Source organism: Ectopseudomonas chengduensis, assembly GCF_900102635.1.
Lineage (GTDB): Bacteria > Pseudomonadota > Gammaproteobacteria > Pseudomonadales > Pseudomonadaceae > Aquipseudomonas > Aquipseudomonas chengduensis.
Map to the genome: position 1 here is coordinate 52,008 of NZ_FMZQ01000007.1, position 24,042 is coordinate 76,049.

Here is a 24,042-nt window from a genome sequence, read left to right on the forward strand (position 1 = left end):
CAGCCTTTCAATAGGCGAGGAACATAAGCCCTACGCCAACCAGCATCGCCGCTCCGCACAGGATGACGTAACCGCCAGACGCCCCGCCGTTTGCATAAGCGAACCCTTCCACCCCGCTCGCGCTGAGGATGTGAGACGGCACTTTAGATGCAGCTACCATATTTGCTGCCGAATGACGGGACAGGTACACGAAGAATGCCCGATCAAACACCCAAGCTGCGCCACGCACCACGGCAAGCCCTAAGCCGGTGTAAAAGAGGTTTCCGATTGCCGCGCTCACCGGGCTATGCGACATCCAGTGAAGGCGCTGCGCCTCGACACTCAGCACATCAGCAATGCCACGACGGCCAGTGATGTCAGGGATTACCCCTGCAATATCAAGAGTGTAACGCACACCACCCTCCCAGATACGCATACCGCTACCCAGCATTGCACTCACACCCACCAGAGTGGCAAACACCGCAATCCAGAGCGCTCCAACATACCCCTTCTTACCAATCACGTTGTAGATTGGTGCAGCCCACATGGCGTAGGTAGCTTTACCAGCAAACAGGAAGAAAGCCGCCAGACCGGCCAGGAATCCAATGATATTTGCCGTGCCGTTGGTCTTGCCTGCCACATAGCCGAAGTAAATCAGGTAGATCAGCGCCGCAGCGACAAACACAGATCGCCATGCCCCCCAGATCGCGAAAAGCGGCATGCCTGCGTGCTCACGCCCATAGTAGAGCTTGATGTCGCCAGATGTATTCCTCGCTACGCCCAGAGCATTACCAGCATGAACAATCATCGCGTCAACTTTGCCGACAGCATTCCAAGCCAACCCCTTGGCCCACGGGATGTTGACCGGCGTATTGGCCGACGCAGCGCGCACATCAGCGATGGCAGAGTCGAAAATTCCATTATCAGCTTTGTAGGTCATCACATTCTCCTTCGGGCACTACACCCTATGACTCTATATTAAGCCTTCCTCTTTAATTTATCAAGAGGACTTGATAAACTATTTTCACAATCACTGAACTCTGGAGCTTACCGTGACCGAACTGATACCTAGACCCGGACGCCCTTCGCTCCCTGGCCATGACATTGCGCTTAAACTTACAGCGCAGTCAGTAAATCACCTTAAAGAAGGCGCATCACTCCTGTCACAGCTGAACGGCAAGGCCGTTAGCAAGGCCGCGTGGTTTCGCCTCCTCCTATCGAATCTTGGCGAAACACCTCCGTCTCGGCTGATCACGGCAGAAGCTCTCAGAGAAGCCTGGCCGGCCGCTAAGGAAATGACGGATGGGAGTTGGGTGACCGTGAGGATCGAGGAAGCGCAGCGAGTTTGGCTGAGGCAATGGGAATGCTTTGTCCAGTCACTAGACTGGACAAGGGAGTTGTACAGGAACGAAACCGCCTCACTTCTTGTAGAGATTCAGGGCCCAGCACTGAACAGCATGCTAAAACTTCAGATAGAAGCTCAAAAGAAAAGGGCCGACTAGCGGCCCTAACTCATGACTTGCCATCCCCTTTTCACATCCGGCGGTATGACAGCCTGCACGACCTGCATCTCCGCCTCACTCTGAACAGCTCTTGGCTGCTCGGTTGCAGGCCGGGTTGCCGCTGCAATCACATTCAGGCTCTGCCCCTCTCCCCCTCGGTCAGCATGACCGACCGCTGAGGACTCACCAGGCTCGGGTGTGGTTGAGTTCAAAGACAGCCTTAAATCTTGCGGATTAAACGGGAACTGACCATTCAAACCTAGGGACTCGACGAAGGCTTCACGCTTATAGCGCTCTAACATCGCCCCAACGATCCATTCAGTATCCACCCCAAGGGATGCCTTTTCATTCAGCATCCTCACAAACCCCTGCAGTAGTTTGCTGTCAACATCATTGCCTTCCTTGGCAACGATGTTGATTACACGCCTACGGACGTAGGTTGAGTGTGGCGGTTTCTTCTTAGGCGCGCCCAATTACTGATCCTCGAAGCTGCCCCAGGCGGCCATGTATTTCAAAGCACCTCGGGCATTAGCGAATTCATCCATGAATTCTGCACCCGGCAACATTTGCTCAAGCCATTGCTTGAAGACAATGGCACCTCCACCGATAACAATGATCACCTGGTAGTTGCCAAGGTTGCCGAGTTTGCTACGGATGTAGCTAGTGATGCGTTCAGCAACTTCACCACAAGCTTCGTCACGGATGTCAGCGAGTTTCCAGTCCTTACTCAGGTACTTAGCCTCCCCCTTTTGCATGATCAAATTTACGAACCATGCCGGCAGACTTTTGTCATGGCCGCTAACCGCCACCCCTTCCTTGACCATGTGCTCACGCACCTTTGCGTCCAAAGCGTTCTTGGCGTCCAGGACGCCTGCCTTCTCAGTACCAGATGAGGCGTTGTTAATGATCAGACGGTTATCACTGAGCTGGACAGCGAGGATATCCGTCGTGCTACCACCGATGTCGACGATAGCAATCTCACCTTGTAGGTTCATTGCCTCATCGCGAATGTTGCAGGCTTCATCCATAGCCCAGTCGAAGTAGCCACATAGCGCTTCGCAGTATGCGCTGACTGAGAGAATTTCAGGCTGGGCCTCACTACCAATAACCGTGACTGTCTTACCCTCTCCCTGGGTGAAGTTGTTGATAGTGGCAGCCTTCAGCGTCTCGTTCACGCTGCCGTCCTGGTTGTAGTAGTCGCGCAAGGGAAGTGTTACGGCAATGCGCGCCGGCATCCCCAGAAGGCCAGCCCGAGTCAGAGCATGATTTACCAACACTCTGTTAGCGAGGCTCGTAGGGTACTCACTGTTGCGAATGTTCATCGGATTCCTAACGGTAGGATCGCAGGTGTAGCGAACCCCGCCGACCTCGTACGCCCCCACTGCATTACCTTGTGCATCCGATAGGCTGTTGGTAGAGCCTACCTCAATGAGGGACGGGACCTTGAGGGTCAAGATTTTGCGGTCGCTATCAAACCAGGCGATCTTGTGGTCGGCGTAGCCGTTGTCATCAGCCACGAGGCGGGGAACGATTGTCTTCTTTTGAGCTTTCATTATTGGTTGTCCTTTACGAGTTCAGTTTGATTCTGCGGATGAGAGTGCGGCGTGTTGTCCTGTGCCGATAGCGACCAGCAATCCTTGAACGAAGTCGTTTCAAGGCGAGCCTAAGAGACCAACCTCGGCGTTCCAGGAGAATTAACACCAGGACGCAAGTGAGCGAGATTTTCAGGGTGGTTAGAAACGGCAGTACCGGCAGTACCATCAAGGGTACGAGCACACTGGTATGAGCCTCAAAGAGCTTGAGGCTGACCTTCGACTGCTTGCTTGCGTGCGCCGTAATGATCCGATGCCCGTCAGGAGTTGTGATCGGCATATTTCAACTCCGCTTTGAGGGCCAGCATTTCGTCCTCATGAAGGTTACCGAGTTCGTACTGCTCTTCTGCGTCTACGAGCAGGTCGCGGCCATGCTCCTTTACCAGCCTCTGAATTTCATTGGGCAACTGGTCATAAGGTATACGGAGCAGGTGTGAGCGAATGTCCTGGGTAAACACTAGCCAGGACCTGACCGGGACTCTTCCCCGACCGTCCCTGCGACGCAACAGCCTCTGATGCATGATCATTCGTGACTGGTCGATCAATCCGTTGCTTATCCGTACTCGGTCACCAGCATCGAAGGCGTCAGCCATACGCGGAATCGCCATGTGGACGTTGTTGGTGTGCGTCGTGGTGTAGGTCGCGTGTCCCGTCATTGCTGACAGCACAGCTCCTTCAATTGTTTCTCGGTCTCGGGCCTCACCGTAGGCAATCACCATCGGGTGGCGACGCAGCGAGTTCCGCGTAGCCTTAGCAAATGTCTTAAGGTGCGCACCGTAGCCTTTGCCGATCTCTGTCTGAGCAATGATTCCTGTCTGGTTCGGAATCGAGTACAGGTCATTCTCAATCGGTGCGTAGTAGGTGAGGATGTGCTTGCCCATAGGGTCAGTCGCATGCGCTCTCATGAAGGCGTCAAGTGCTGTTGTTTTTCCCGACCCAGTTGGTCCACACAGGATTACAAGCCCACTCTTCGGCAATGCCGCCTCCTGGATTGCTTGCGGCATTCCAAGCTCATCCATTGTTTTCGGCACTCCTGTGATCGGTCGAAACACAATCCCAAGGCCCGCACCACCATTCAAGCCCATGCATCCAGTTGCGTTGACGCGAAAGCGCAGTGTTTTTCCTCGGCCTAGCTGGATAACGTGAGAGAAGTCGATATCTTCCTGCTGTTGTAGCTCCATAGCAGCGTTCGGGTTGTCTGTGATACGGACCAAGAGGTCTCGCAGCTCGTCGGTCATCAGCGGGCGCGCCCCAAGGCGGACTACACGTTCAGACCAGATCATGCCAAACGGATAGCCTGTAACCAGGATGAGGTCGTCACCCTTGTTCTCGATCACATACATCAATGCTTTGTTGAGAGTGTCGACATTGAACACTGGGGGTTCAGTGAACTCGATTGCAGGAAGGCCTAGCGCGTCCATACTGGCCTCCAGTCGCCTGACTGCTTGTAGTTGGCGATGTCTTTGATGCTGTAGATCACCTCGCCAACGTTCATGGTTCGGCCATTGAAAGTCACACGATTGGCCACCACCTTAAGCGCAGCAGGCGAAATCATTTCCTTGGACTCAAGCGTCTTATAGAGGTGACGCCCTTCTACAGCTTTGGTCAGCGAGGCGAGGCGATCCTGATAGATCGAGTCGGCCTGCCGGACGCCGGCTCTCCAGCCTTCATCCAAGCCTGCCTTCCAAGCAATCACTTCAGTTTCGCTCCGAGGAAGCATCGAACTATGAGGCGGCTCCGGATAGCCATACTGCTGCCAGAGGTAGTCGCGCCAGGTCGGCACGACCGAGATGATCTTCGCCTCTTCCTCGATTGTGTAGGCATCACGCACTACTCGCGCCTCTGCCTTCTCCTGATCGAGGATGAACTGGTTCGGAGTCTGTACGATTGCGGGAACCAGTAGGCGACCTTCTTTGACGAATCCCGCAAAGCTGAAGGTGACGTTGAGCTTTGGCTCATTGGTGTTTAGATACTCCATGATCAGGCCATAGCGATACGCTAGTCCCGTCTGCGCACCAACACGTAGCGCCTCCTCCCTCACTGCGCGAAAGCGCAGCCCCTGCTCAGCTTCTTTGCCCTCTGCCACTACCCCGCCTTTCATCTCCTTCAACTCTCGAAGAACAGGTGGGTTTTGCAGGCCATCTGGCACAGCTACGTCTGCGACCTGAAAGTCCATCTTTACCTCTTACGGTGATATTGAGCAGTGGATTTTTAAGGCATACCGATGCCTTAGCACCTCCACGGTGCTCGAAATTGTATCACTAAACCATATAAAGCCAATAGCTGGCGATAAAGGCCATATCCCATTCTTCGGGCAAAAATGGCAGGAAAAGCCATATCAGCCTAAAAAACCACAATAGAAACCGTGCGCGACCCGATACAAACACACCTATCTTAAGCGGCGACTGGCACAAATGGCTTTTTATGGCAGATAAAGCCATAGTTGGGTGATTGTGCCGATACTGGCCCCTTTGCTACTTAATCGCCAGAAAGCGTTTGGAGAAGCCATTTCCATTAAGATATCTCCTAGTCCTCCACCCCACCCTTGCTCTTAGAGCCCGGTTGCCGGGATCACAAAGAGTCCATTCCCAGCACTGCATACCTCGCCCTCCCCATACCTCCCTCGCCTAACGAAGCCCAACATTCATCTTTTCCTTTGATCTGTATCACCCCTTGCAAGCTGTACGTGTATCACCTGTTGCGCGGGAATATTTCCGGCTTAGAATCATGCTCTGTATCACCCCTTGCTTGGTGTAAAAACCGTAGCAAGACTATTAAGGGGTATGTGTTTGGGGTGATACACGCCAAACGCATGCCCCTGGACATCAGCGCTGTATTCAAGCAACCCAAAGCACCTTGGAGCCGCACATGCCACTCGATGATTCAATCAGGTACAGGGCAGAAAACCTGTTGTTGAGGTTTAGAGAAGAGACAGGGGTTGGTTCGGTGGATGCTGATGCTGCCGCTCTGATTGCATGGCTGAACAAGAGGGTTGTAGAGGACAAACTCTCCCCTCTTACAGCGAAGTGCTACAGAAGGTGGATGGCTGCTTACCTGGAGGATATCGAGCACCCGAGTTCCAAGTTCGTACGAAACTGGTTACCACCAGGATCGCGGGAGGCGGCCATCGTTGAAGACGACAAGGAGGCTGGTGATCTGATCCAGCATCTTCAGCTCATGGGCACGGACAACAATTCCATCTATGCCTCGTACATCGATCAGGATGGATTCAAGTCCTTGATGCGTCAGCTTGTAGAAGAAACACCTGCCGGTGCCCAGCGCTATAAGGGTGGGGAAAATATCGTTGCGCTTCTGGTTCTTACTGCTATGACTGGCTTGCGACCTATGGAGTGGCCGCAGGCTCGCCTGCTAGATAGCTACTACTGCCCAAACACAAAACTGACGTTAGGCCCTGTGCTTGAGGTGCATACCCTGAAACAATCTGGCAGGAGGGATGACAATCCTCTTAAACCGAAAAGACATCTCCTGCTTGATGAGTGGCCCAGTGATCAGCTTGATCAGCTGAAGTACTTTATGGGCGAGGTCGTCGGTTCGGGGGATTTCAAGAAGTGGTACAACACCAGTAGGGCTACCTTATCGAGGGCATGGAGGCGGCTGTGCGGGGCCACAGGTGGCGAGCTTGATCACGAGGGCACTGATGTAGACGGCAACCAGGCCGGTTCGTTGAGCGTCACGTTCTATACAGCCAGGCACATATTCGCAGAGGAAGTCAGGCGCAGCCTGAAGTACACCAGGTACGAGTTGGCTGCGATGCTTGGTCATTCGATGCTGACGAACCAGAAGTACTACGGACCGCGAGATAGCACATCTGACAGGGGATTCGCGTTTATCCTTCCAAGGCCTTGGCCTGGGGATGCCGATGAGATCATGACCTGGGATAAGCAGGTGAACCCTGTATCCCATAGGGTTCGCCAGGGTGACTTGTTCTTTAGCGAAAAACCAATGAGTACCGTCCAAGACTCAATTGCTGAGTTTTACATGCGGTAGCCGGTGCTTGCGCCAGACTGATGCGGCAGTGATAATCCAAAGCGTCGACGTGCAACGCGAAGACGCTTATAAAATGGATCGTACGATCCAGTATTGCGAGGGCGAGCGCAGCGAGCCCAACATGTCGTTACCCCTGATCTGTCTTAAACCATTCTTCTCGGCATCGAGAGAAGGTTATCGCTTTCGCCAATTAGTTTCGAGTACGAAACATCGGTCCGAGTGAGGAAGAAGGGCGCGAGGCGAGCGTAGCGAGCCATCATGTCGTCTACTAGGTACTTCTCGGCATCGAAACTATTCGCTTTCGTTCCCGATATAGCCCTTGTCATCCATGCAATGACTCGATAGCGATGGAAATGTCGAGCCGGGGCGAGCGAAGCGAGCCAGCATGTCGTTCACCAGATCAAATCGTCACCGATTTACGATTCGGCAAAGAGATGCAGCCTACGCGCGAGCGATATACGGGGAGCGAAATGCGCTCCCCGCAAAGATAGACGATCCAATCGACCACGGCACGAGATACAGGGAGAGCGAAGCGAGCCGAAATGCACGCCATCAAGGGTGAATCTCGCCAGCCAGATGATTTACATGGTGATCGACAGGTACTTTCGTTGCCGGCCAACACCAAAGGGCATGGACTGCGGCAGACAAGCGAAAGATAGACGATCCAATCGGCCGCGAGCGCGGCATTGTCGGTAGCGATTAGATCGCAGTGCGATCCAGAGTGCATAACCCGCCAACATAGACGAACCAATCGGTCACGAGTGCGCGAAGCGCATGCATGGCGGGGCGAGCGCAGCGAGCCAGCATCTCGACATCCAGGTCAACCTGGCCAGCAGCATTCATCTCGCACACAAGATAGACGAACCAATCGGCACCGATGCTTAGCATCTCGCCAACCATAGCAACGCATGATTGCTGATGCTGGCCGCGCCGGGCCCTATAACCTCGCCAGCGCGCGTGTAAAGGCGATAACGCGCCCTACCCTCGCCCACGACACATAAGCCTCGCTAGCGGCTCACAGGGGCCGCGAGGCGGCCGCTATGGCTCTTGAGGCGAGCGCAGCGAGCCGCCATATCGCCAACGCACGTATGGCGCGAGCTCCAGGCCAAATAGGCAGCGAGCCGCCAACGAGCCATCCCGCCAACCATAGACGAACCAGTCAGCCAGATAACCGAACCAATCGGCAGCGCATAAACCTCGTCAGCGGCACGGCATCAGCGGCTACAAGGATGGAGACGCGCAAACATAAACGAACCAATCGGGCCGGCGATAAGGCCAGCCGCCCAGTACAGGGGGCGCAACACACCAAAGCGGCAGCGAAAGAAACCGAATCACGTTCTCAGGTGATCCAATCGGCAACCATAAACAAACCAGTCGCAAGCACACCCTGATCGCCAACTGATTGATCTATCTCGCCGACTGAATCGACTATCCGCGTCAACGTACTAACGTGCAATGACGTGGACGTACAATCCACATAGCCAACCAATTACCCCTGGCCACCTGGATTCTCGAACGGTTGACCCTATTTGAACTCGGAGTCACGCACCGCCGGGCTTGGTCAATGTTTAGCCGTTTATGTGGTACAGTATTCTTATATCGTGTACTCATTGACTCTATCGATGACGACTACCGTGATCCGGCCAACTGCTGATCTACCTCTCGACATCCCGCAATCCGCTATAAGCGTCGCCGCTGTAGCTGATCTGGATGACGAGGTTCAGCGTGCGTGTCAGTTCGCAGTACGACGCATGTCTGGCTTTGCGAAAAGGCCTGAGCTGCAGCTGGATGATCCACTCTCGGCGTGGATGCAGGCGTGGCATGACGTTGCCACGCTGCACCTGGTAGTAGCAGCATCATCCTTCGACAGATCGCACTGCGATTTGGGTCTGAGCCTGACTGTCGCTGATGCGCGGGCTCTGGTTGAGGAATCACTGGCGTTGAAGCTCGCTGAGCGATATGGCTGCGCTAACGATGAAACAACTGCGGATTCACCGGATCAGATCGCAAGCGCAGGGCGCTGTCTACTGGATGGTGCGGCAGCCGCGCTTCGCGACTGGATGATGACATGGGAAGCCTTGGGCCTCCTCACTACAGTCGTTGAGGCTGCGTGCGGCGTTTCAGCGGGTAGATCGCAATGCGATCTCCCTCATGAAGATTCGTCCGCTGCGCGCGTTTACATGGTTACTCCAGTGATGCTGGGCGGAAAGCCAACATGCATTGCATCAGGAGATGTGTGGCATACCGAAGGCGCATGGCGCTACGCGCATAAGCAGTCTGCTGATGCAGTGATACCAAGACTTCATCCAGACCTGCCAGTGAGCCAGGCTGGAGATGACCTCGAAGAGTCTGATACCGCCCTACCCTTCAGGCTGATGGCCAAAGCCATGGACATAAACGCACCTGAGATGGCGCTTAAGCGGCTGGCCGGAAAGGTCAGCCTTGGACTCTATCTTGATCAGGCGGTTGACTCACTTCCGCCCAGGACGAATCCGGTCTACGACCGATCAGAGGACTGTATCGACGTGCTCGATAGCTTGACCCTCCTCGGTCACTTCGACGATCTGCACCAGTTACCTTCAGGCAGGCGAATGCCAGGAGTTGAGCCAGCAACATGGCTTGTTCATATCGACGCGGCCACAACAGCCAGGCTCATATCGCAGGGCGAGCAGCGGCAGATTGCAGGGCTAGTCCACAGAGAAATAACGCCAGGCCTGTATATGGTCCGTCCATGTGACTCCGTTACAGCCCACGCCAACCTGATGCTCGGTTCTGCGGCATCGACACTTGGGCTACTAACCGAACGGGCGAGCATCATCAATGACCGTGGTGGGAAGCTCGCGCTATTGGCATCCGCTCGCCGATTTGGCGTCGCGTTGCCGCGAGTACCAGGTAGATACACGGCCAGGGCTGGCGCAACGCATGCCTATGTTTCGACCTACCGCATCCCGTTTGGAAGCTACTTGCGGGTAGTTCAACGGGACCAGCGTGGCGGTCTTGGTGGCGCTCTCACTTCAAGAGACATTATCGCCTCGACGATCAGGCTCATGACCAGATCGCACTGCGATCCGATGCGCCAGGTGCAAGAGCTTATCCACGGACTGATCTTCGATTGCCATGCTGGTTCGATAGCCGGGTCACCGTTCCGTTTCCAAATGGTGTTTGTTTACAACGGGATGAATCTCACCCCCCTACCCTTTTGGGAGACGCCGAGATCGCATTGCGATTTAGCCTCGATCTCATTGTTCGGAATCACCTCGAAGGTGCTCGCCACCGAAAAAGAGGCCTTTCTAAGCGATAACAACATTCGTGCGCTGGGTGAAATCTTGGGAATAACCCCTCGCGGACTTTCTCAGTTTTCACGTAGCGCACAAACGGCAATATCCGAAGCTTTGGCTCATTTCGCCTCAAAAAGCTCAAAGCCAATAGCCGAAGAGCTTCACCAACTTTTCCACGAACCTCAGAAAAACGTAGATCGCATTGCGATCTGAAACCACCATGCCTGGAGGCATAACGATGTCTACACAAAAGCCCGAAACCATGGCGCGCCTCAACCGGCTCGAAAACGCGCTCGGCTCCCAAGCCCTGAGCGGTCATGAAATCTCGACCGAGTATGGCAAGAACCTTCTCAGCGAACTGATCGACAGTGCTGGGACCGAAGACTTCGACGGCGAGCAGCTCCGGCAGAAAGTCATTGCCGGCCTGCGTAACTGAAGGGGGGTCACCATGAAAGGACACGCGAACTTCCGCTCAATCCAACTCGACAACCATTTCGGTATCACAGACCAGGCGATCATCCGAGAAGCCGACGCCCTCTTCTCGACCCTGCGAGCAACTGAAGGTTTGCCCAAGGGCGCATTCGACCAAGCGCATCTCAAGTCGATTCACAAGCACCTGCTTGGGGATATGTACCCGTGGGCCGGTGACTTCCGTAAGGACAGCATCCAGGTGGGCGACCACTACGCAGAGTCAGTTGCACCTCCGGCCCTGGTCGAGATGGAAGTCGGTCGTGTACTGAAGGCTCTGGGCAACGAAGACCCCCAGGGCATGACGCTCAGCGAGTTCTCGGCCAAGATGGCCAACTACTATGTGAAGTTGTATGCCATCAGCCCTTTTGCCGACGGCAATGCCCGCGCGATCCGTAGCCTGCTCGATGCCTATTCCGAACAGAATGGCATGCAGATCAAGTGGGGCGAGATGCCGGCCGAGGCGTTCCATGCGGCCACTCGCCAGGCCCTGCAAGGTAACCATGAAGGCATTCGCCAAATGTTCCGGGCGGCGGTCGACTACGAAGACCTTGCAGACAAGTTCGCGATCAGCGCCATCCAGGAAAAGATCGTGCAAATCCGCCAGAAGGTTGGCCTGAACGATCAGCACATGCCGAGCAACATGAGCGCATCGTCTGAGCACGTAAAGCGGTTTGCACACTATGCTGTCCAGGTAGCATCCAAGGACTTGGAGATGTACGCCAAGGGCAGCAAGCAGACGTTGCGGGACTGGGAAAGCACAAGCATCCAGGCTGATGCCGATAACCATCTTAAACGAGGCGCTGATAGTCCGAGCGTGCTCCGCGAGGCTCTGAGCAAGATCGCCCAGGACGAAGCCAAACCTAAACCGAAGTACCCCAGGTTGTAGATATCGTGCACCCCCTTTAGCGCCTTCGGGCGCTTTTTTTTGCCCTCAATAAATCGCACTGCGATCTCAACGACGCCAACCAGATCACATGAGTCCTTTCGCGTCGATGCAGTACGGTGGATCGATGAACCATTCGGCATCAGCAAGACATGGGTGCCGGATTACTCTCATGCTGCCCGTCGCAAAGGACAGAGGCATTCATGTCTCTAGCACAGCACTGTGCTACACCAAGTCTCAAGGTGCTTTTGCTTTTGCTCTTGAACCGAAGGTGAGTAAAGGTTCCCGAGAGGAACTGATTCTTTATTTTCCCTATGACTATGGATGACAGTTTTTCTGGAAAGGTGGTGACAGTAATTTTAAGCCGGCCTGTGGAAAACTGACTTTTTGAGGACGGGTACAATGACTGGCCGCCCTTTAAAGGTTGCTTCAGTGGTCAAATCGCACTGCGATCCACGGATTGGTGCCTAGTGGTACTGGAGTTAGCCCGAAACCACGAATCAAGGGCAGCCGCATTCCCCAGCAGAGCCGGTAAGGACGTTAGGCGTAGAAGGGATGGGGTAGAGTGCTACCCACTTGGTCTTCGTCGCCGAAGCGACAGGGGGAGTGCATCAAGGAAGCGGTTGCCGATTGTCTTTGAGGCTTCGCTTGTTTCGCGTGGCAATGGTTCAGGTGCTGGCGCTGGAGTTATCGCAGGATTCGTTGCAGGTAGATCGCAATGCGATTTACGACCCTTCTGCTGGATCGGCTTAGCACCAGGCTTAACGCCCTTGGTTTTAGCCTGGTCCAGCCCCATGAGCTGCTTCGTCAGCCGCGCCAGCGTTAGAGAAAGATTCAGGTCACGGAACAGCGACAGGCTCAGGAAGAAGCGATGCTTCAGGTCCCTGAACAGGTAGTTCGCCCGCACCAGCGCACCAAGTGCGCGAGTTACAGTGCGATCACACAGCCCAGTTAAGCGAGCTATCTCCGGCACATATAACGTGCGCGTCCGCTTCTTGACCGGGTTCACGTAGACGCACTGGCGGGACCTGATGTCCATTCGCTTGACCAGTATGCTCAACACCTTCGCGCATGACTCACGGAACTGGCTGTGCATCTGATGTGGCTTATGCTTACGTTCACCGAACGGAATATGGCGCAGCGATTTGAATGTCACCCTGCTTGCGCCAGGCTGGCTGAATGGATTGTGTGGTTGCGGTGCATAGAGCGCATGCACAAGCGCCGGCAGGACACGGGGATTCTCCCCGTATCCTGACAGGCGCTCGATTGCGCTATCTATGAATTCGACAACCTTAACCATGCATTCGAGGCTCTGGTTAGGCTGGCCTGATCGGAAGAGGGGAGGGGAAGCGGGGTGGGGGAGGGCCTAAGATCGCAGTGCGATCAAAATAAACGGCAAAACTGCGATCTGAGTCGTTGACTCTAGATCGCAGTCATGGGAGGATTACATCGCACTATGAACCATTGCTAGTTCTAGATAGCGTGGAACCCCCGGTGCGTTTGGATGCAGGCCAGCCGCCTACCTTGCTCACTCTCCCGCCAAGAAGATGATCAGCAAAGGCCAGACGTAACCGGGTTTCTTTTTGAGCCTAACTCCTATAGTGTATTTCCATACAGCCTGTTGTTATGTACAGCTGTTCGGATAGCCAGCAAAAGGCGCACGCCAATGCGCCCCTTTCGATTCAAATGCAGCGACGGTGTGAGAGGTCAACCTCTTCTTGATCACCATCTCGCTTGTAGTCTGCGGGGAGGTTCACCCCGGCTTGCACTATGAACACACGATATAGTGTTATCATACGATAGTGATAACACCTATCCTTTTTCATAGTTACCGAAAAACTGAACCGATGACAAGACTGAAACAAGGTTGGCTGAAGCTGCTCTACGCCGTCTCCGCGAAACTCCCGATGCGCGTCATCCAGCGCTCGACCGGAGATAACGCGAGCGAGCCCTACCTGGAGCAGTACTCACTCCTTCGCTCCAGCAAGCTCAATCTCTCCCTCCAGCGCTATGTCGCTATGGGCACCTGCCCGGACCTGCTCAGCGCCAGCGGATCGGTCAGTCTCGTGTTGGCCGGTCACTTCCATGAACGCCGGATGAACCGCGCCATGCAGATCGTCAACCGCACGGTTCGATTTGCCTGCATCACTTGGGACGGCCGTTGGGGAATGATCGACAACGCTGCTTCGGAGACCTGGGTCCTCCTCGTGCACAAGGTTGACGGGGAACACTTCGGTTTCATCGGCCCGGTGATCGAGGGGCAGGCCAGTTTCAACCCAGCACCAGCAAGCCAGCTCAACTGGCTCAGCTCCAATCAAACGGATCGACCTGAGCGCCTGCCGTTGCGCTTGCTGGTCTAAGCGGTCTGGATCGTACGATCCATCTCGGGGGAGATTGTCATGGTTTCAAAACCTACCCAGCAGGCCTACGCCGAACTGCAAAAGGCGTACGACTTCTTCAACCAAGAACTCTTCGACAACCGGCTGCCGTACTGCCTGATCACGCTTCAGCGCCAGCACGACACCTACGGGTACTTCTCAGCGAATCAGTTCCAGAACCGGACTGACGGCGAGCAAACGCATGAGATTGCGCTCAACCCAAGCTACTTCGCCGTGCGCACCATTCAGGAAACCCTCAGTGTCCTGGTGCGTGAAATGGTCAGCCTCGATCAGCGACTGAACACCAAGCGGGATAAGCTCCCTCGGCGGCGATATCGCAATACCGAGTGGGCCGATATGTGCGAAGCCATAGGCCTCATGCCAACCGATACCGGCCTGCCTGGCGGCAAGCGTGTCGGTGACAACGTGCAGACCTACGTGATCGAGGGTGGTCCGTTCGATCAGGCCTGCTCCAAGCTGGTTGACGATACGTTCACCTTGTCCTGGGTAGACCGGTTCCCGCCAAGGCTTCCGCTGCCAGTTGTGGCCTCTCCGGATATTATCGAAGCTTCGCCGCTTGCCAAGAATCCCCTGTTGGCCAGCGCCAGCGATGACGATGATGTTTCCAGCGCCAGCGATATCGCTCCACTCGCTCGCGTGGCCAACAGCGATGCAGAAGGGGAGGGCGGCACCAGCATGGCCGATCTCGGTATCGAATCCATGCCGGCCGGGAACGAGGCCAATGATGCTGGTGCTGCCCAAGCGCCAGCGCCACAACTGGCTGCCAAACCTGCTGCACCTCCGATGAAGCGCTTCGAGCCGGTGTTGGTCGACACTCTCAAAGAACAGGGTATCGAACCTCGGGACCCAGCAAAGAGCGCCAGCAAGACAACCTTCCAGTGCTCTGTCTGTGGTGCCAAGGCCTGGGGCAAGCCATCGTTGCGGATTGGGTGTTATGGTGCGCCTGACAACCCGCATGAGCCCCAGATGATGGGCGCGCTCCAGAAAGAGCTACCTAAGACAGCATGACCAGCCTGCGTACCGGAATCTACGTCGACAGCGACAACATCTCAATCAATGGCGGCAAGAGAGTCCGCTACGAAACCATCAGGCGCTATTACGAAGCCAGTGGCCTGGTTACCCAGATGCATGCCTACCTGGCATTCGATGAAACGCGAGCTGAAGAAAGCGCTGATTACGCCACCTGGCATAGTCGTCACCTCGCTCGCATCATTGCCGCCGGCTGCAAGGTTCACTGCAAGCCATGCAAGTCATATCGTCAGGATAGCGGCAGTGTCGTGACCAAAGGCAATTGCGATGTCGAACTGACCGTTGACGTGATGCTACACGCCGGCCGCCTTGATCGTGTTGTCCTGGTCACTGGTGATGGCGATTTCGTTCGTCTCGTGCACGCTCTACAAGATCAGGGCATTCGAGTTGAAGTGATGGCGATCTGCAGAATCTCCAGCGAGCTTCGTGAGGCTGCCGATATCTTCGTCCAGGCCATGATCGTTCCCGATATATTGGCTGCTGACGACATTGAGAACTGTAAGCACGTTGTCGAGATAATCCGCGTCAACCGATCAACGATGATGGCCGAGTACCGTTACCTCGACGGCTACCCGACCTCGATATCGGCCGCTGATCCTGCTTGGCGGACCAGCGTGTTCCAACTGTCTGCCGCTATGTTCGAATCCAGGGCATTCGTCCCTGGCTCCCTTGCTGCCTGGAACGGAAAAACCGGTTCAGGCTCAGCCTTCAAGCCACTCACCTGAAAGGAATCACCATGCTGATACTCACCCGTCGCGTTGGCGAAACACTGAACATTGGCGATGACATCATTGTCACCGTGCTTGGCGTCGTGGGCAATCAAGTCCGCATCGGCACAAGCGCGCCGAAGCACGTCGAGGTGCACCGGGAGGAAATCTACCGGCGTATCCAGGATGAGAAGATCGCCCAACAAAAAACCGGCTCTTGAGCCGGTTTTTTTATCAGTCGCCTTAGCGCTGCTGTTTCAGCCTTTCAGTTCCTTCAGGCCAGCAGCCATCTGCTTGCGCAGCCAGGCCACACCGCCAAGCTTCTCCAGGTCAGCCCACTCCTTGCTGGTGAGGTCGATCCCCGAGGCCACAACCTTGCGCAGGAACTTGGTTCCACCCAACTCCATGAACCTGGCGTAGTTCTCATCATCCATGCGAAAGCCGCGTTGCTTGGATGGGCCTGGTCCGATCAGTGGTTTTCCAGCCCCCGGCCGCTTACCGCCATGGCTTGGCAAAGCATCTGCCTTCTTCGAGTCGGCCACCTTGGTCCACTTCTTCCCGTTGGGCCTCATAGCCCATACAGCGCCAGGATCAGACAGCGCCAGCTCCTTCTCCTCGGCATCCTCAGTAGGGCCGCCGTGGGTGTCCAGGTAGTAGCCCTTCACGCCGAGCAGAGTTGCAGCTCTCGATTTGGTAGGAGAGGCCACGATTCGACGTGTGCCATCCCCCTGATTCAGAGCGAATACCTTCAACTCTTTCGCCATGACTTATGTTCCCCTTATGACCAGCGGCTGCGCCACCGGCTTACTTCGGCCAGCGCCAGCACTCATTGCTGGCTTCTGGGCATCGATCTCGGATAGTTCCCGCCGTGTGGCGATTTGCGCAGCAAGATAGCGAGGTTCATGCAATATTGCGAGCCGGCTGTACCTGGCCACCGTCATGCTGCTGCGCACAATGCATGGCGTCCTGCATGCTCTGTAGCCCGGACACCACTTCGCCGGTAGGCAACTCGGCCACCCACTCCGAACCTTGCGCGGCAGCGTGATACACCTGGGCCCCGCTCTCATGCCGGTAACGCCCAGCTCGAACCCGTTGCCACCCAACAATCGCTTTCATCGACACACCTCAAACTTGATTGCCCATGCATCCGGATCAACGTCCCAAGAGAACCCCTTCGCCCCGTGGAGCTGAGTCCAGTCGGCAGAGAACAGGGTCCAATTGGGGTAACCGCAGGCATGGATATCCTCATCGCTGATATCTTCCAGGCGCTGGCGCTCGATCTGCAGCACCAGCACCCGACCCAAGGTAATGACCTTCCCGTACGGGGCAGGCTCTTCAAGCTCGATCACCATGCCAGGCGCTACCGGCGGTTCAGCGCCAGCAGGGGCCGGAACGCGATGCTGGCTCATGCGTCCCGCGCGGAACGCTTCCGCCGCCACGGCGGTCACACGAAACGCCGGCATTACTGCGCCTCTCCAGCCTGGTGCGAGTCATGGGGCAGTGCACCGTTGTGCGCTTTGTCCCAGTCCGTCACCAACTGCTCCAGGGCATGCTCGTTCGGCATGGACTCGCCTTCACCCTGGCCGAGCATGTAATTGCAGAACTCCGTAACTGCATCCAGGCGAGCTTGCTTTTCCCCATCCGCGCCGCGCGCCTCTTGCTGGCGCTGGGGAACTGGGGCCGACTCCACAACCAAGACCTCACGGCCGCCGGCCAGCCAGGGTTCCACGGCGGCATACAGCAGCTTGGCCCATACGCCTGTAGTGGCAGCCTTGAAACCCGGCAGCATTTGCAGGGTTTCGCTGATCTTGCCCTCGATCTGCTGGCGCAGTGGACTGTCCTCATCTGCTGGTGCTGCACCAGCAGCCTGCGCAGGCGTCTCCAGCGCGTTCAGCAATTGGGGCAGGGCATTGATGCCCTCAACGATCAGCGTTGCGTATAGCGCGCCCTCGGCGGTTTCACGCATGCGGCAGACAGGCATGTCGCCCGCCAGGATGCCTGGCTTATCCCCGGCTACCTGGCCGGCGTGTAGCTGGCTGCTCGGAACCTTGCCCAGCAGGGCCTGAAGGTGCGCGGCGAGCGTTGCGATGTCTTTGTGGCTCATGACAGGTCTCCGATCTCTGTTTACAGCGCCAGGCATCCCTGAGCGCCAGCACTCAGGCCAAGCTCGGGAAAGCGGGCTACCACGTCCGGGTACTGCGCCAGCACTTCGGCCGGTGGCAGGGCAGGCTTATTGGCCATGGGCACCGATACGTCGGGCAGGTGAAAGTAGAGCGCGTTGTTCACTGTCGCCCGGTGCACGTCCACGACGGCGGCCTCGGCCGTTGCTTCGTCGGAGAATGCCGAGAAGCGCTCGCCGTAGGTCACCTGCCAGCGGCGGCCGTGATTGGTCAACTTGGTGGCCACCGCAGACGCGACGAACAACTCGGCGGTCAGCAGGTGCGGTTCGGTGAGTGCTTGTGCGTGGATCATCGGGTTTGTCGTCCGTAATGCGTCAGCGGGGCAGGCGGGGCTATTCAGCCTTACGCCGACACCAGCTCGAAGTAGTTGAGCTTGTGGTCATGCAGCTGGTCTTCCAGCTCGCGTACCTTGTTCTTCGCTTCGATCTTCTCGGCCAGCGTCGGGAGGGCCTTCACGTTGTTGCGTGCACGGGTGATGGCACTCTTGAGCCGCGTGGTTTCTTTGGCGTGTTGTTCAGGAGTCATGCTGGCCTCTGCTCGAATGTGTGGGGTTAGGCGCGGGCGGCATGCCAGGCGCGGAAGGCAGTCGCGGTAGAGCAGTCGCCCGCCGGCACCAGGTCAACCTCGAACTTTTCGATATCAACCGGATAATCCGGCTCACCGCTATCGGTGCAGCGGAAAAGGCCGAACTGATTAGGGCCCTGGTGGCGGTCCTGCTGAAGGAAGCAATACAGGCCAGCGGGGCCACGGTAATAAACGCGGGCAAGGCCGTTATCGGTCTTGAGCAGTGCCAGTTGCTTCTTGGGTACAGCAGCCACAACCGTGGCCTGCTGATCCTGGCCGTCAAGCAAGCCAAGCTCCGCCAGAATGGCGTCCTCATCACCAGTTACCACCTCACCTGCCTCTGCAACCGCATAACCTGCGGCGCGAAGCTGGCGAATGGTGTCTTCGGCATGAATGGAGAGAACCTTTCCGGTGCCATCGGTCTTGGCTGCAATCTCGCGCCAGGCGTTCTCACCTGCAGGCGTGTTGGCCAGGAAGGAGGTAAACAACCCCAGGTGGCGATAGGACAGGTCAGCGGTTTCATTGGCGGCGGTCACAGGATCGGCATCCGGGAGCTGCGCAGCGGCTGGAGCCTGTACACCTTTCTGGGCGCGGACAAACTGAAGAACCACACCGGCCAGGGCTTCCTCGACAGCATCCTTCAGCTTCTGAAAGGGAACATCGATGCCCCAGTCGCTGAGCTTCGCGCTAGCGGCATCAACCGCTTCGTCAACGGCTTCACGCTCGGTAACGGTGAGAGCGTCGTAGGCGATGGACATGGTGGGTAACTCCTGGCTGTCATGTATGCTTGATATTGTATATTCGTTATCAAGCAAATGGAAGCGGAGAGTTTGAAGAAATCGCTATTTGAGGTCGGGGGCGTGTATCAGGCTCGCTGGCGCTGTTTCATGCCCCAGCGAGAGAGAAGGGGAGGGCGAGAGTCAGGCAGCGCCTGCCAGGGCAACGGTAGCAAAGCCCGCGATGAGGCCGCCTTGCGCGACCTGTTGGGCGACTGCCTTCTGGTTGAGGTATGGGTAGCGTCCCGTATGGCCAGCGAACAGGCGGTTGCTCTCCACGTCGAGGACTGCCCACCCGCTGTGCAGCACGTGGCCACCCGGCACCAACTCCTTCCAGTTGGTGATCTTGACTGCCTTCAGGTTTGTGATCAGCTCGGGAGCTGGTTGGGCGTTATGCTGCATGGCGATCCTCTCCACGTAATTGGTACAGCGCTGTCAGCGCTTGGCGTCGGGCGTCCAGGGTTCCCATGCACCGTTAATGCCTTCCTGGCGGAACACCTGGCCAACGGTGGCGAGCGCAACCGCCTTGTCCTCATCATTGACCCCGGCATCGTAGGTGCGCATCAGGTAGACGGTAGTGCCGATCAGGTCAGCCGCAGCCTTCAGCGAAGGGGCGGCGACCATGACGTTATGGACACCATCCAGATTGACGGCAAACACCTTCACCTTGGCTTGTAGCGCCTTCTCCCGTTCGCCGGGCTTCTGCGACTCCTTGTAGCGCCGGCCACGTTCGGAGATTTGATCAATCGGGGTCACGGTTACCTTCAGCATGCGCTGAGGGGCTGGAATCTCCCCCTCTACGCTCTGCTCCAGAATGACCAGCGTTTGCACGACACAGCGCTTTTTCGCATGCACTGCCGCCGACTTCGCTCCGGCCGCGATTTTGGCCATGCTCTTCTGAACCTTGCCGTTCTCATCCCTGGCCGGCAGATACAAGCCAAACGCGCCAGGGGCCAACTTGAACAGGTCAGGAATGGAAACTGACTCGAAGGCGATGTACTTACTTGTGGATGGCTTCATGGGCCTGGGCTCACACCGGATTGGGTTTGTAGTCGACGCTACGGGCATCGATCATGCAGTGGCTGACACCGTGGCCGGTATCTACCTCGGCGAAGATCACGCCGTTGCTGAAACGCTCTGCTGGCATGCCCGCCTGGGCCAGCTCGAAGCTATTGCCGCCACGCAACAGGCGCGGCTGGCTGCCGTCGGCCTTCGGGAGGATGACTCCTTTCGACTCCAGGCGTGGAATGGTGATCATCTCGGACATATGGGGCTCCTACCTCGGTAACCCGAGGTTCTGCTGGATGCTGGCGGGGTTCAGCGCGGGAGGCGAACGGACATCTCGTGCGCCTGGTTGAAATTGCCACCGGGTTGGCCGCTTGCATCTACCAGACCGAGCTGGATGGCAACGGCCTTCGAGGCCTCTTTGTCATGAGGCACGTCGCCAAGGCAGCACACACGGAACGTGCGCGGCGGGAAAGCCCGCACACGCACCTTGATACCCGCTTCAGCGAATGCAGCCTTGATCGTGCGAGAGTCCATTGTCATGACCTCCGAGGTCCAGGCGCGGGGTTAGAAAGGGATGTCGAAGGTGAAGTAAAAGCGCTCCAGGTTCGCGCTGTAGCCCTGGCGCTTGTTGGGCATTTTGCGGAACAGGCGAAGGGTAGCCAGCTCGGAGCCGAACACGTAGATCGCGCTGCCGATCTGCTGCGCTTCAACGGGCTCACCTGCAATGCGGGAGTACTCGACCTGGGTGCGCTTGACCAGCTGCTCGATTTGTTCGGTGCTCATCGGGGTGTTCCTCGAAAATACGGCTCTGAATGCTTGATATTGTATATTCGTTATCAAGCATGAGCAACCGTAATTTTCAGCACCCGCAGGGCATAGCAACTGCCTACAGCCCGGTCGGCTCCAGCACCGCCGGCAGAGTCTCCTGAGTCATCCCAGACAGCGGCCCCAACTGCTCCAGGTCCTTGCGGAGCTGCTCGTAACGGGCGTGGTAGTCGCTGGCGCTGACCTCCCATTGGAGGCCGATGAATCCGTATTCTGCGTCGAGGACGTTTGGCTGGAGCCAATGCGTGGCCAGGGGATTGGTCGAAAATACTGTGCCGGGGAATACCGCGTGCGAGAGATGGATGTCGCCCACCTGGCACTGCCGGTATAGGTGGTCAGCTCTGAGCGCCAGCGTAATGAACATCAGACCCTCGTAATCGGGGTCCTCATGCGGCCAGGCACACTGGCAGCTAATCCATACGGATGCCGTGTTGAGCGGGTAGGGCAGTTCCTTGATGCCTGCATAGAAGGTGTTCACGCCAATTTGCTCCGCATGGTTTTCGACCTGACGCGGTATCGGCAGGGTGGACAAGATCGGCGCGGATATCGAATAGGGCTGCTGCATCATGGCTCGTTCATCGAAGGTTGGGGTACGGTCCAGCTCAATGTCGCTGAGCCGATATCGGCGGGCGATGGCTGAGGCCTGGGTGTTGGTCCGCTCTCACTCTCGGCAGCGCGCCACCCTGGACGCGCTCTCGAAAGGCCCCGCATCTGCAGGGCTTGTCGGTGGTTACTGCTGGAGCTGCTGCCTGGCCACGAACTCATCCAGCAACTGCTGGCGCTCACGGTCGGCCTGTTTCTGGTCGATGTCGAAGAAGCCGGCGATCAGGTCGGTGTGCGACTGCATGCAGGGCACATAGAAACGGAGTGCGTTCGGGCCGGCGGTTTCATCAGCCACCGCCAGGTTGATGCCCTGGCCTTCAAGCCAGTCGAGGAAGTTACCGATCACCTGGCTGCCGGCGGCTTTTGCCTCCAGCTCCTTGGCCAGCATCGGGAAACGCGGCTCGCAGGTTTCGTAGTGCGTGACGCCTGCCCAACTCACGGCACTCGCCGGGCAAGGCCCGGCCCCTTGATCTCCGCCCGAGGCCTTTACCACCTCATCAGGCTCGACCGGGCACACGTCGCTACCGTTGTGCTCGTGACGGGTCCACACCATCTCTTCCCGCGCCAGCAGGGTGTAGCGTGCTTGTTTCATACGGGGCTCCTTGGCCTTACCGGGTAGGCTGGCCGGTCAGTTTAAGGGGCGGCCGAAGCCGCCAGGAACAGAATGAGTTAGGCGTCGAACTCTTCACCGAAGCGCCAAGCCAGGTAGCAGCGCATGGCGGCCGGAATGGGCTTACCCATAAATCCGATGTTGCCCCACTGGGGAACCGTGATAGCTGCACCAACACTGTCCATGCTGAGGATGCCGGCACTTGCCATCTCCTCAATCAGCGCCAGCACCGGCTTACCGTCGCCGAACTTCAGCGCCAGCACGGTCGCCTGATCATCGGTCAACTCAGTTACTCGCACACGCTGGGGCTCCTGAGACGGAGTGCTGGCGCTGAAGTAGCTGGGACCATACTCCGTGTTGATAGCGGCCAAGGTGGCAGAGATGATCCGGCGCTCGCTGTCGTGTTGAGTGGTGTCGGCGATGCTGTCGCTCCACTCCACCGCGTCATCCAGGCGGCGGGCGCGTTCGCGCAGCTCGCTGACAGTACCTGCAATGTACTTGCGCTCGAACATCAGGGTTTGCTGTTGAGATTCCATATCCTGCTCCTTGTCCCGTCAGATGGACTTGTAGTTGCCAGCATCATACGCAGCCATAACGGCCGCCTGGGTGAACTGCTCGATCTTCACGCGGCCGGTGATCTGGCGCGAGGTGTCATTGAAGTCGACCACGTACAGGTCAACACCGAAGAGGGTGCACACTTCCACGTCGACCAGTTTCGCCTCGATCTTCTGACCCTCGGCGGTGTACTGACGGCCAGTATTGAAGCTGATTGCGCGCGGGGCTCGGATAACCATAGCCACCTCGCTCAGGTTAATGTGGTCCAGGCTTTCAGCTTGACCGGTCATGTAGCGGCGGCAGGTGTCACGCAAGCGCTTCGGCATCGCCTCTACGCACATAGCCTGGCGCAGGGCGGCCTCGTCGTAGGTCCAGCCTGCGGCAATCTCATCCACGCGCGCAGCAAGCTGCTCCTGGGTGTAAGGCTCGAAGTCGATGCCGGCCAGCAGTCCGCGCAGGCGCTCAGCGGCACCAATGGCGGACATCGGGTGCGGGCCGCAGCCCTTCAGCCCAACAATCGCGACGGTATCGATCACCTGGCGACCTTCAGTCGCTGCTTGATGGTCATAGCCGATATCGACGATGGCACCGCGAGCTTCAGCGCGGCGAATCAGGGCCTTGAGTTCTTCGTTACCAACCATGGGGACAAGCTCCGTTGTGATCTATTTAAGCGACTTGCTTCTCAAGGGTTTCCGCAAGCAACGCATAGCCTGCCGCATCGTTATTTACGCGAACGATGAGATAGCTACTATTGCGCTTGCTGGTTTGGTTCACGCTGCGCCAAAGCTCAACAACCTTGGTGTTCCCGAGCAGGTAAAAAGGCCCACCGTGTGGCAGGTCACTGCACAGAGCCCAATAGGCGTAAGAACGATTTCTTGTGTTGTCCGAAGCCACACCTGAAGAGAACTCGTGGAAAGCGTCCCGAATCTTCTTGTCGTATACCTGCATTTGACTGACCTCAAGCGTTGTCTGGCTTGCCGCTGCGCTGCAACGGGTCGCCTTGATGCTTGATATTGTATATTCGTAATCAAGAAAATGGAAGAGAGATGTTGCGCCAGGATCGAGCGCACCTG

31 protein-coding genes are annotated in these 24,042 nt (G+C 56.9%); 8 read left to right on the forward strand and 23 right to left on the reverse strand.

What is annotated here, in order from left to right:
- Nucleotides 1–7 precede the first annotated feature (7 nt).
- The 5 genes from BLS08_RS12355 to BLS08_RS12380 form a co-directional block, all read right to left on the reverse strand.
- On the reverse strand, nucleotides 8–919 hold the full coding sequence (locus BLS08_RS12355; protein WP_017362197.1) for a hypothetical protein: 912 nt from the start codon (nucleotides 917–919) through the stop codon (nucleotides 8–10).
- Nucleotides 920–1,486: 567 nt separating this feature from the next.
- Entirely contained in the window at nucleotides 1,487–1,954 is a 468-nt protein-coding gene (locus BLS08_RS12365) for a hypothetical protein (RefSeq protein ID WP_017362199.1), read from the reverse strand.
- Complete coding sequence (parM, locus tag BLS08_RS12370; RefSeq protein WP_017362200.1) at nucleotides 1,955–3,034, reverse strand: ParM/StbA family protein; 1,080 nt, start codon at nucleotides 3,032–3,034, stop codon at nucleotides 1,955–1,957. It abuts the gene before it with no gap.
- Between the two features lie 299 nt (nucleotides 3,035–3,333).
- On the reverse strand, nucleotides 3,334–4,494 hold the full coding sequence (locus BLS08_RS12375) for an ATPase, T2SS/T4P/T4SS family (RefSeq protein ID WP_017362201.1): 1,161 nt from the start codon (nucleotides 4,492–4,494) through the stop codon (nucleotides 3,334–3,336).
- Entirely contained in the window at nucleotides 4,482–5,249 is a 768-nt protein-coding gene (locus BLS08_RS12380; RefSeq protein WP_017362202.1) for a type IV secretory system conjugative DNA transfer family protein, read from the reverse strand. Before BLS08_RS12380 ends, BLS08_RS12375 begins: the two co-directional genes overlap by 13 nt.
- A 692-nt stretch (nucleotides 5,250–5,941) precedes the next feature.
- Here BLS08_RS12380 and BLS08_RS12385 point away from each other — a divergent pair.
- From BLS08_RS12385 to BLS08_RS12405, 4 genes are all read left to right on the forward strand, one after another.
- Nucleotides 5,942–7,081 (forward strand): site-specific integrase, encoded by a 1,140-nt coding sequence (locus tag BLS08_RS12385; RefSeq protein ID WP_017362204.1) that lies wholly within the window; start codon nucleotides 5,942–5,944, stop codon nucleotides 7,079–7,081.
- 1,622 nt (nucleotides 7,082–8,703) lie between these two features.
- Nucleotides 8,704–10,572 (forward strand): hypothetical protein, encoded by a 1,869-nt coding sequence (locus BLS08_RS12400; RefSeq protein ID WP_017362207.1) that lies wholly within the window; start codon nucleotides 8,704–8,706, stop codon nucleotides 10,570–10,572.
- A gap of 25 nt (nucleotides 10,573–10,597) precedes the next feature.
- Nucleotides 10,598–10,795 carry a hypothetical protein gene (locus BLS08_RS26055; RefSeq protein WP_026042062.1) on the forward strand — a complete coding sequence of 66 codons (198 nt, stop codon included), beginning with the start codon at nucleotides 10,598–10,600 and terminating at the stop codon, nucleotides 10,793–10,795.
- Between the two features lie 12 nt (nucleotides 10,796–10,807).
- On the forward strand, nucleotides 10,808–11,716 hold the full coding sequence (locus BLS08_RS12405) for a Fic/DOC family protein (protein ID WP_017362209.1): 909 nt from the start codon (nucleotides 10,808–10,810) through the stop codon (nucleotides 11,714–11,716).
- 565 nt (nucleotides 11,717–12,281) lie between these two features.
- Here the strand turns inward: BLS08_RS12405 and BLS08_RS12410 are convergent.
- Complete coding sequence (locus BLS08_RS12410; protein WP_017362210.1) at nucleotides 12,282–13,013, reverse strand: hypothetical protein; 732 nt, start codon at nucleotides 13,011–13,013, stop codon at nucleotides 12,282–12,284.
- A gap of 547 nt (nucleotides 13,014–13,560) precedes the next feature.
- Between BLS08_RS12410 and BLS08_RS12415 the strand changes: the two genes are divergently transcribed.
- From BLS08_RS12415 to csrA, 4 genes are read left to right on the forward strand one after another with little or no spacing between them, the layout of a single operon-like run.
- Nucleotides 13,561–14,073 carry a hypothetical protein gene (locus BLS08_RS12415; protein ID WP_017362211.1) on the forward strand — a complete coding sequence of 171 codons (513 nt, stop codon included), beginning with the start codon at nucleotides 13,561–13,563 and terminating at the stop codon, nucleotides 14,071–14,073.
- 39 nt (nucleotides 14,074–14,112) lie between these two features.
- Nucleotides 14,113–15,120 (forward strand): hypothetical protein, encoded by a 1,008-nt coding sequence (locus BLS08_RS12420; protein ID WP_017362212.1) that lies wholly within the window; start codon nucleotides 14,113–14,115, stop codon nucleotides 15,118–15,120.
- Nucleotides 15,117–15,866 (forward strand): LabA-like NYN domain-containing protein, encoded by a 750-nt coding sequence (locus BLS08_RS12425; RefSeq protein WP_017362213.1) that lies wholly within the window; start codon nucleotides 15,117–15,119, stop codon nucleotides 15,864–15,866. The genes BLS08_RS12420 and BLS08_RS12425 overlap by 4 nt, the downstream gene beginning before the upstream one ends.
- A gap of 11 nt (nucleotides 15,867–15,877) precedes the next feature.
- The gene (gene csrA / locus BLS08_RS12430) at nucleotides 15,878–16,069 is read left to right on the forward strand and encodes a carbon storage regulator CsrA (RefSeq protein ID WP_017362214.1); all 192 of its coding nucleotides are present in this window, start codon (nucleotides 15,878–15,880) and stop codon (nucleotides 16,067–16,069) included.
- A 36-nt stretch (nucleotides 16,070–16,105) separates the two neighbouring features.
- Here csrA and BLS08_RS12435 read toward each other — a convergent pair whose 3' ends face one another.
- The 17 genes from BLS08_RS12435 to BLS08_RS12515 form a co-directional block, all read right to left on the reverse strand.
- Nucleotides 16,106–16,612, reverse strand: coding sequence for a hypothetical protein (locus tag BLS08_RS12435; protein WP_017362215.1), 507 nt, complete (start codon nucleotides 16,610–16,612; stop codon nucleotides 16,106–16,108).
- A gap of 136 nt (nucleotides 16,613–16,748) precedes the next feature.
- The gene (locus BLS08_RS12440) at nucleotides 16,749–16,964 is read right to left on the reverse strand and encodes a hypothetical protein (protein ID WP_017362216.1); all 216 of its coding nucleotides are present in this window, start codon (nucleotides 16,962–16,964) and stop codon (nucleotides 16,749–16,751) included.
- On the reverse strand, nucleotides 16,961–17,311 hold the full coding sequence (locus BLS08_RS12445) for an ASCH domain-containing protein (RefSeq protein WP_017362217.1): 351 nt from the start codon (nucleotides 17,309–17,311) through the stop codon (nucleotides 16,961–16,963). Before BLS08_RS12445 ends, BLS08_RS12440 begins: the two co-directional genes overlap by 4 nt.
- The gene (locus tag BLS08_RS12450) at nucleotides 17,311–17,952 is read right to left on the reverse strand and encodes a hypothetical protein (RefSeq protein ID WP_017362218.1); all 642 of its coding nucleotides are present in this window, start codon (nucleotides 17,950–17,952) and stop codon (nucleotides 17,311–17,313) included. Before BLS08_RS12450 ends, BLS08_RS12445 begins: the two co-directional genes overlap by 1 nt.
- Before the next feature lie 20 nt (nucleotides 17,953–17,972).
- The gene (locus tag BLS08_RS12455) at nucleotides 17,973–18,320 is read right to left on the reverse strand and encodes a hypothetical protein (protein WP_017362219.1); all 348 of its coding nucleotides are present in this window, start codon (nucleotides 18,318–18,320) and stop codon (nucleotides 17,973–17,975) included.
- Nucleotides 18,321–18,370: 50 nt separating this feature from the next.
- A complete protein-coding gene (locus BLS08_RS12460; RefSeq protein WP_017362220.1) occupies nucleotides 18,371–18,553 on the reverse strand; it encodes a hypothetical protein in 183 nt (60 codons plus the stop codon).
- A 26-nt stretch (nucleotides 18,554–18,579) separates the two neighbouring features.
- A complete protein-coding gene (locus BLS08_RS12465) occupies nucleotides 18,580–19,350 on the reverse strand; it encodes a hypothetical protein (protein WP_017362221.1) in 771 nt (256 codons plus the stop codon).
- Between the two features lie 162 nt (nucleotides 19,351–19,512).
- Nucleotides 19,513–19,770, reverse strand: a complete 258-nt coding sequence (locus BLS08_RS12470; RefSeq protein ID WP_017362222.1) for a hypothetical protein — start codon at nucleotides 19,768–19,770, stop codon at nucleotides 19,513–19,515.
- A 33-nt stretch (nucleotides 19,771–19,803) separates the two neighbouring features.
- On the reverse strand, nucleotides 19,804–20,388 hold the full coding sequence (locus tag BLS08_RS12475; RefSeq protein ID WP_017362223.1) for a hypothetical protein: 585 nt from the start codon (nucleotides 20,386–20,388) through the stop codon (nucleotides 19,804–19,806).
- Between the two features lie 10 nt (nucleotides 20,389–20,398).
- Nucleotides 20,399–20,635 (reverse strand): hypothetical protein, encoded by a 237-nt coding sequence (locus BLS08_RS12480; RefSeq protein ID WP_017362224.1) that lies wholly within the window; start codon nucleotides 20,633–20,635, stop codon nucleotides 20,399–20,401.
- 50 nt (nucleotides 20,636–20,685) lie between these two features.
- The gene (locus BLS08_RS12485; RefSeq protein ID WP_017362225.1) at nucleotides 20,686–20,910 is read right to left on the reverse strand and encodes a hypothetical protein; all 225 of its coding nucleotides are present in this window, start codon (nucleotides 20,908–20,910) and stop codon (nucleotides 20,686–20,688) included.
- A 30-nt stretch (nucleotides 20,911–20,940) separates the two neighbouring features.
- On the reverse strand, nucleotides 20,941–21,159 hold the full coding sequence (locus BLS08_RS12490; RefSeq protein WP_017362226.1) for a hypothetical protein: 219 nt from the start codon (nucleotides 21,157–21,159) through the stop codon (nucleotides 20,941–20,943).
- Nucleotides 21,160–21,262: 103 nt separating this feature from the next.
- Nucleotides 21,263–21,769, reverse strand: a complete 507-nt coding sequence (locus tag BLS08_RS12495; protein ID WP_061363599.1) for a hypothetical protein — start codon at nucleotides 21,767–21,769, stop codon at nucleotides 21,263–21,265.
- A 162-nt stretch (nucleotides 21,770–21,931) separates the two neighbouring features.
- A complete protein-coding gene (locus BLS08_RS12500) occupies nucleotides 21,932–22,396 on the reverse strand; it encodes a hypothetical protein (RefSeq protein WP_017362228.1) in 465 nt (154 codons plus the stop codon).
- A 77-nt stretch (nucleotides 22,397–22,473) separates the two neighbouring features.
- Nucleotides 22,474–22,950 (reverse strand): hypothetical protein, encoded by a 477-nt coding sequence (locus BLS08_RS12505; RefSeq protein ID WP_017362229.1) that lies wholly within the window; start codon nucleotides 22,948–22,950, stop codon nucleotides 22,474–22,476.
- 18 nt (nucleotides 22,951–22,968) lie between these two features.
- The gene (locus BLS08_RS12510; protein WP_017362230.1) at nucleotides 22,969–23,610 is read right to left on the reverse strand and encodes a hypothetical protein; all 642 of its coding nucleotides are present in this window, start codon (nucleotides 23,608–23,610) and stop codon (nucleotides 22,969–22,971) included.
- 25 nt (nucleotides 23,611–23,635) lie between these two features.
- On the reverse strand, nucleotides 23,636–23,917 hold the full coding sequence (locus BLS08_RS12515; RefSeq protein WP_017362231.1) for a hypothetical protein: 282 nt from the start codon (nucleotides 23,915–23,917) through the stop codon (nucleotides 23,636–23,638).
- Nucleotides 23,918–24,042: the final 125 nt, after the last annotated feature.

Excerpts from the sequence above, each read along its gene's own strand:
- BLS08_RS12355 (WP_017362197.1), bottom strand. The coding sequence starts at position 919 with ATGACCTACAAAGCTGATAATGGAATTTTCGACTCTGCCATCGCTGAT.
- parM (WP_017362200.1), bottom strand. The coding sequence starts at position 3,034 with ATGAAAGCTCAAAAGAAGACAATCGTTCCCCGCCTCGTGGCTGATGAC.
- BLS08_RS12375 (WP_017362201.1), bottom strand. The coding sequence starts at position 4,494 with ATGGACGCGCTAGGCCTTCCTGCAATCGAGTTCACTGAACCCCCAGTG.
- BLS08_RS12380 (WP_017362202.1), bottom strand. The coding sequence starts at position 5,249 with ATGGACTTTCAGGTCGCAGACGTAGCTGTGCCAGATGGCCTGCAAAAC.
- BLS08_RS12385 (WP_017362204.1), top strand. The coding sequence starts at position 5,942 with ATGCCACTCGATGATTCAATCAGGTACAGGGCAGAAAACCTGTTGTTG.
- BLS08_RS12400 (WP_017362207.1), top strand. The coding sequence starts at position 8,704 with ATGACGACTACCGTGATCCGGCCAACTGCTGATCTACCTCTCGACATC.
- BLS08_RS26055 (WP_026042062.1), top strand. The coding sequence starts at position 10,598 with ATGTCTACACAAAAGCCCGAAACCATGGCGCGCCTCAACCGGCTCGAA.
- BLS08_RS12405 (WP_017362209.1), top strand. The coding sequence starts at position 10,808 with ATGAAAGGACACGCGAACTTCCGCTCAATCCAACTCGACAACCATTTC.
- BLS08_RS12410 (WP_017362210.1), bottom strand. The coding sequence starts at position 13,013 with ATGGTTAAGGTTGTCGAATTCATAGATAGCGCAATCGAGCGCCTGTCA.
- BLS08_RS12415 (WP_017362211.1), top strand. The coding sequence starts at position 13,561 with ATGACAAGACTGAAACAAGGTTGGCTGAAGCTGCTCTACGCCGTCTCC.
- BLS08_RS12420 (WP_017362212.1), top strand. The coding sequence starts at position 14,113 with ATGGTTTCAAAACCTACCCAGCAGGCCTACGCCGAACTGCAAAAGGCG.
- BLS08_RS12425 (WP_017362213.1), top strand. The coding sequence starts at position 15,117 with ATGACCAGCCTGCGTACCGGAATCTACGTCGACAGCGACAACATCTCA.
- csrA (WP_017362214.1), top strand. The coding sequence starts at position 15,878 with ATGCTGATACTCACCCGTCGCGTTGGCGAAACACTGAACATTGGCGAT.
- BLS08_RS12435 (WP_017362215.1), bottom strand. The coding sequence starts at position 16,612 with ATGGCGAAAGAGTTGAAGGTATTCGCTCTGAATCAGGGGGATGGCACA.
- BLS08_RS12440 (WP_017362216.1), bottom strand. The coding sequence starts at position 16,964 with ATGAAAGCGATTGTTGGGTGGCAACGGGTTCGAGCTGGGCGTTACCGG.
- BLS08_RS12445 (WP_017362217.1), bottom strand. The coding sequence starts at position 17,311 with ATGCCGGCGTTTCGTGTGACCGCCGTGGCGGCGGAAGCGTTCCGCGCG.
- BLS08_RS12450 (WP_017362218.1), bottom strand. The coding sequence starts at position 17,952 with ATGAGCCACAAAGACATCGCAACGCTCGCCGCGCACCTTCAGGCCCTG.
- BLS08_RS12455 (WP_017362219.1), bottom strand. The coding sequence starts at position 18,320 with ATGATCCACGCACAAGCACTCACCGAACCGCACCTGCTGACCGCCGAG.
- BLS08_RS12460 (WP_017362220.1), bottom strand. The coding sequence starts at position 18,553 with ATGACTCCTGAACAACACGCCAAAGAAACCACGCGGCTCAAGAGTGCC.
- BLS08_RS12465 (WP_017362221.1), bottom strand. The coding sequence starts at position 19,350 with ATGTCCATCGCCTACGACGCTCTCACCGTTACCGAGCGTGAAGCCGTT.
- BLS08_RS12470 (WP_017362222.1), bottom strand. The coding sequence starts at position 19,770 with ATGCAGCATAACGCCCAACCAGCTCCCGAGCTGATCACAAACCTGAAG.
- BLS08_RS12475 (WP_017362223.1), bottom strand. The coding sequence starts at position 20,388 with ATGAAGCCATCCACAAGTAAGTACATCGCCTTCGAGTCAGTTTCCATT.
- BLS08_RS12480 (WP_017362224.1), bottom strand. The coding sequence starts at position 20,635 with ATGTCCGAGATGATCACCATTCCACGCCTGGAGTCGAAAGGAGTCATC.
- BLS08_RS12485 (WP_017362225.1), bottom strand. The coding sequence starts at position 20,910 with ATGGACTCTCGCACGATCAAGGCTGCATTCGCTGAAGCGGGTATCAAG.
- BLS08_RS12490 (WP_017362226.1), bottom strand. The coding sequence starts at position 21,159 with ATGAGCACCGAACAAATCGAGCAGCTGGTCAAGCGCACCCAGGTCGAG.
- BLS08_RS12495 (WP_061363599.1), bottom strand. The coding sequence starts at position 21,769 with ATGATGCAGCAGCCCTATTCGATATCCGCGCCGATCTTGTCCACCCTG.
- BLS08_RS12500 (WP_017362228.1), bottom strand. The coding sequence starts at position 22,396 with ATGAAACAAGCACGCTACACCCTGCTGGCGCGGGAAGAGATGGTGTGG.
- BLS08_RS12505 (WP_017362229.1), bottom strand. The coding sequence starts at position 22,950 with ATGGAATCTCAACAGCAAACCCTGATGTTCGAGCGCAAGTACATTGCA.
- BLS08_RS12510 (WP_017362230.1), bottom strand. The coding sequence starts at position 23,610 with ATGGTTGGTAACGAAGAACTCAAGGCCCTGATTCGCCGCGCTGAAGCT.
- BLS08_RS12515 (WP_017362231.1), bottom strand. The coding sequence starts at position 23,917 with ATGCAGGTATACGACAAGAAGATTCGGGACGCTTTCCACGAGTTCTCT.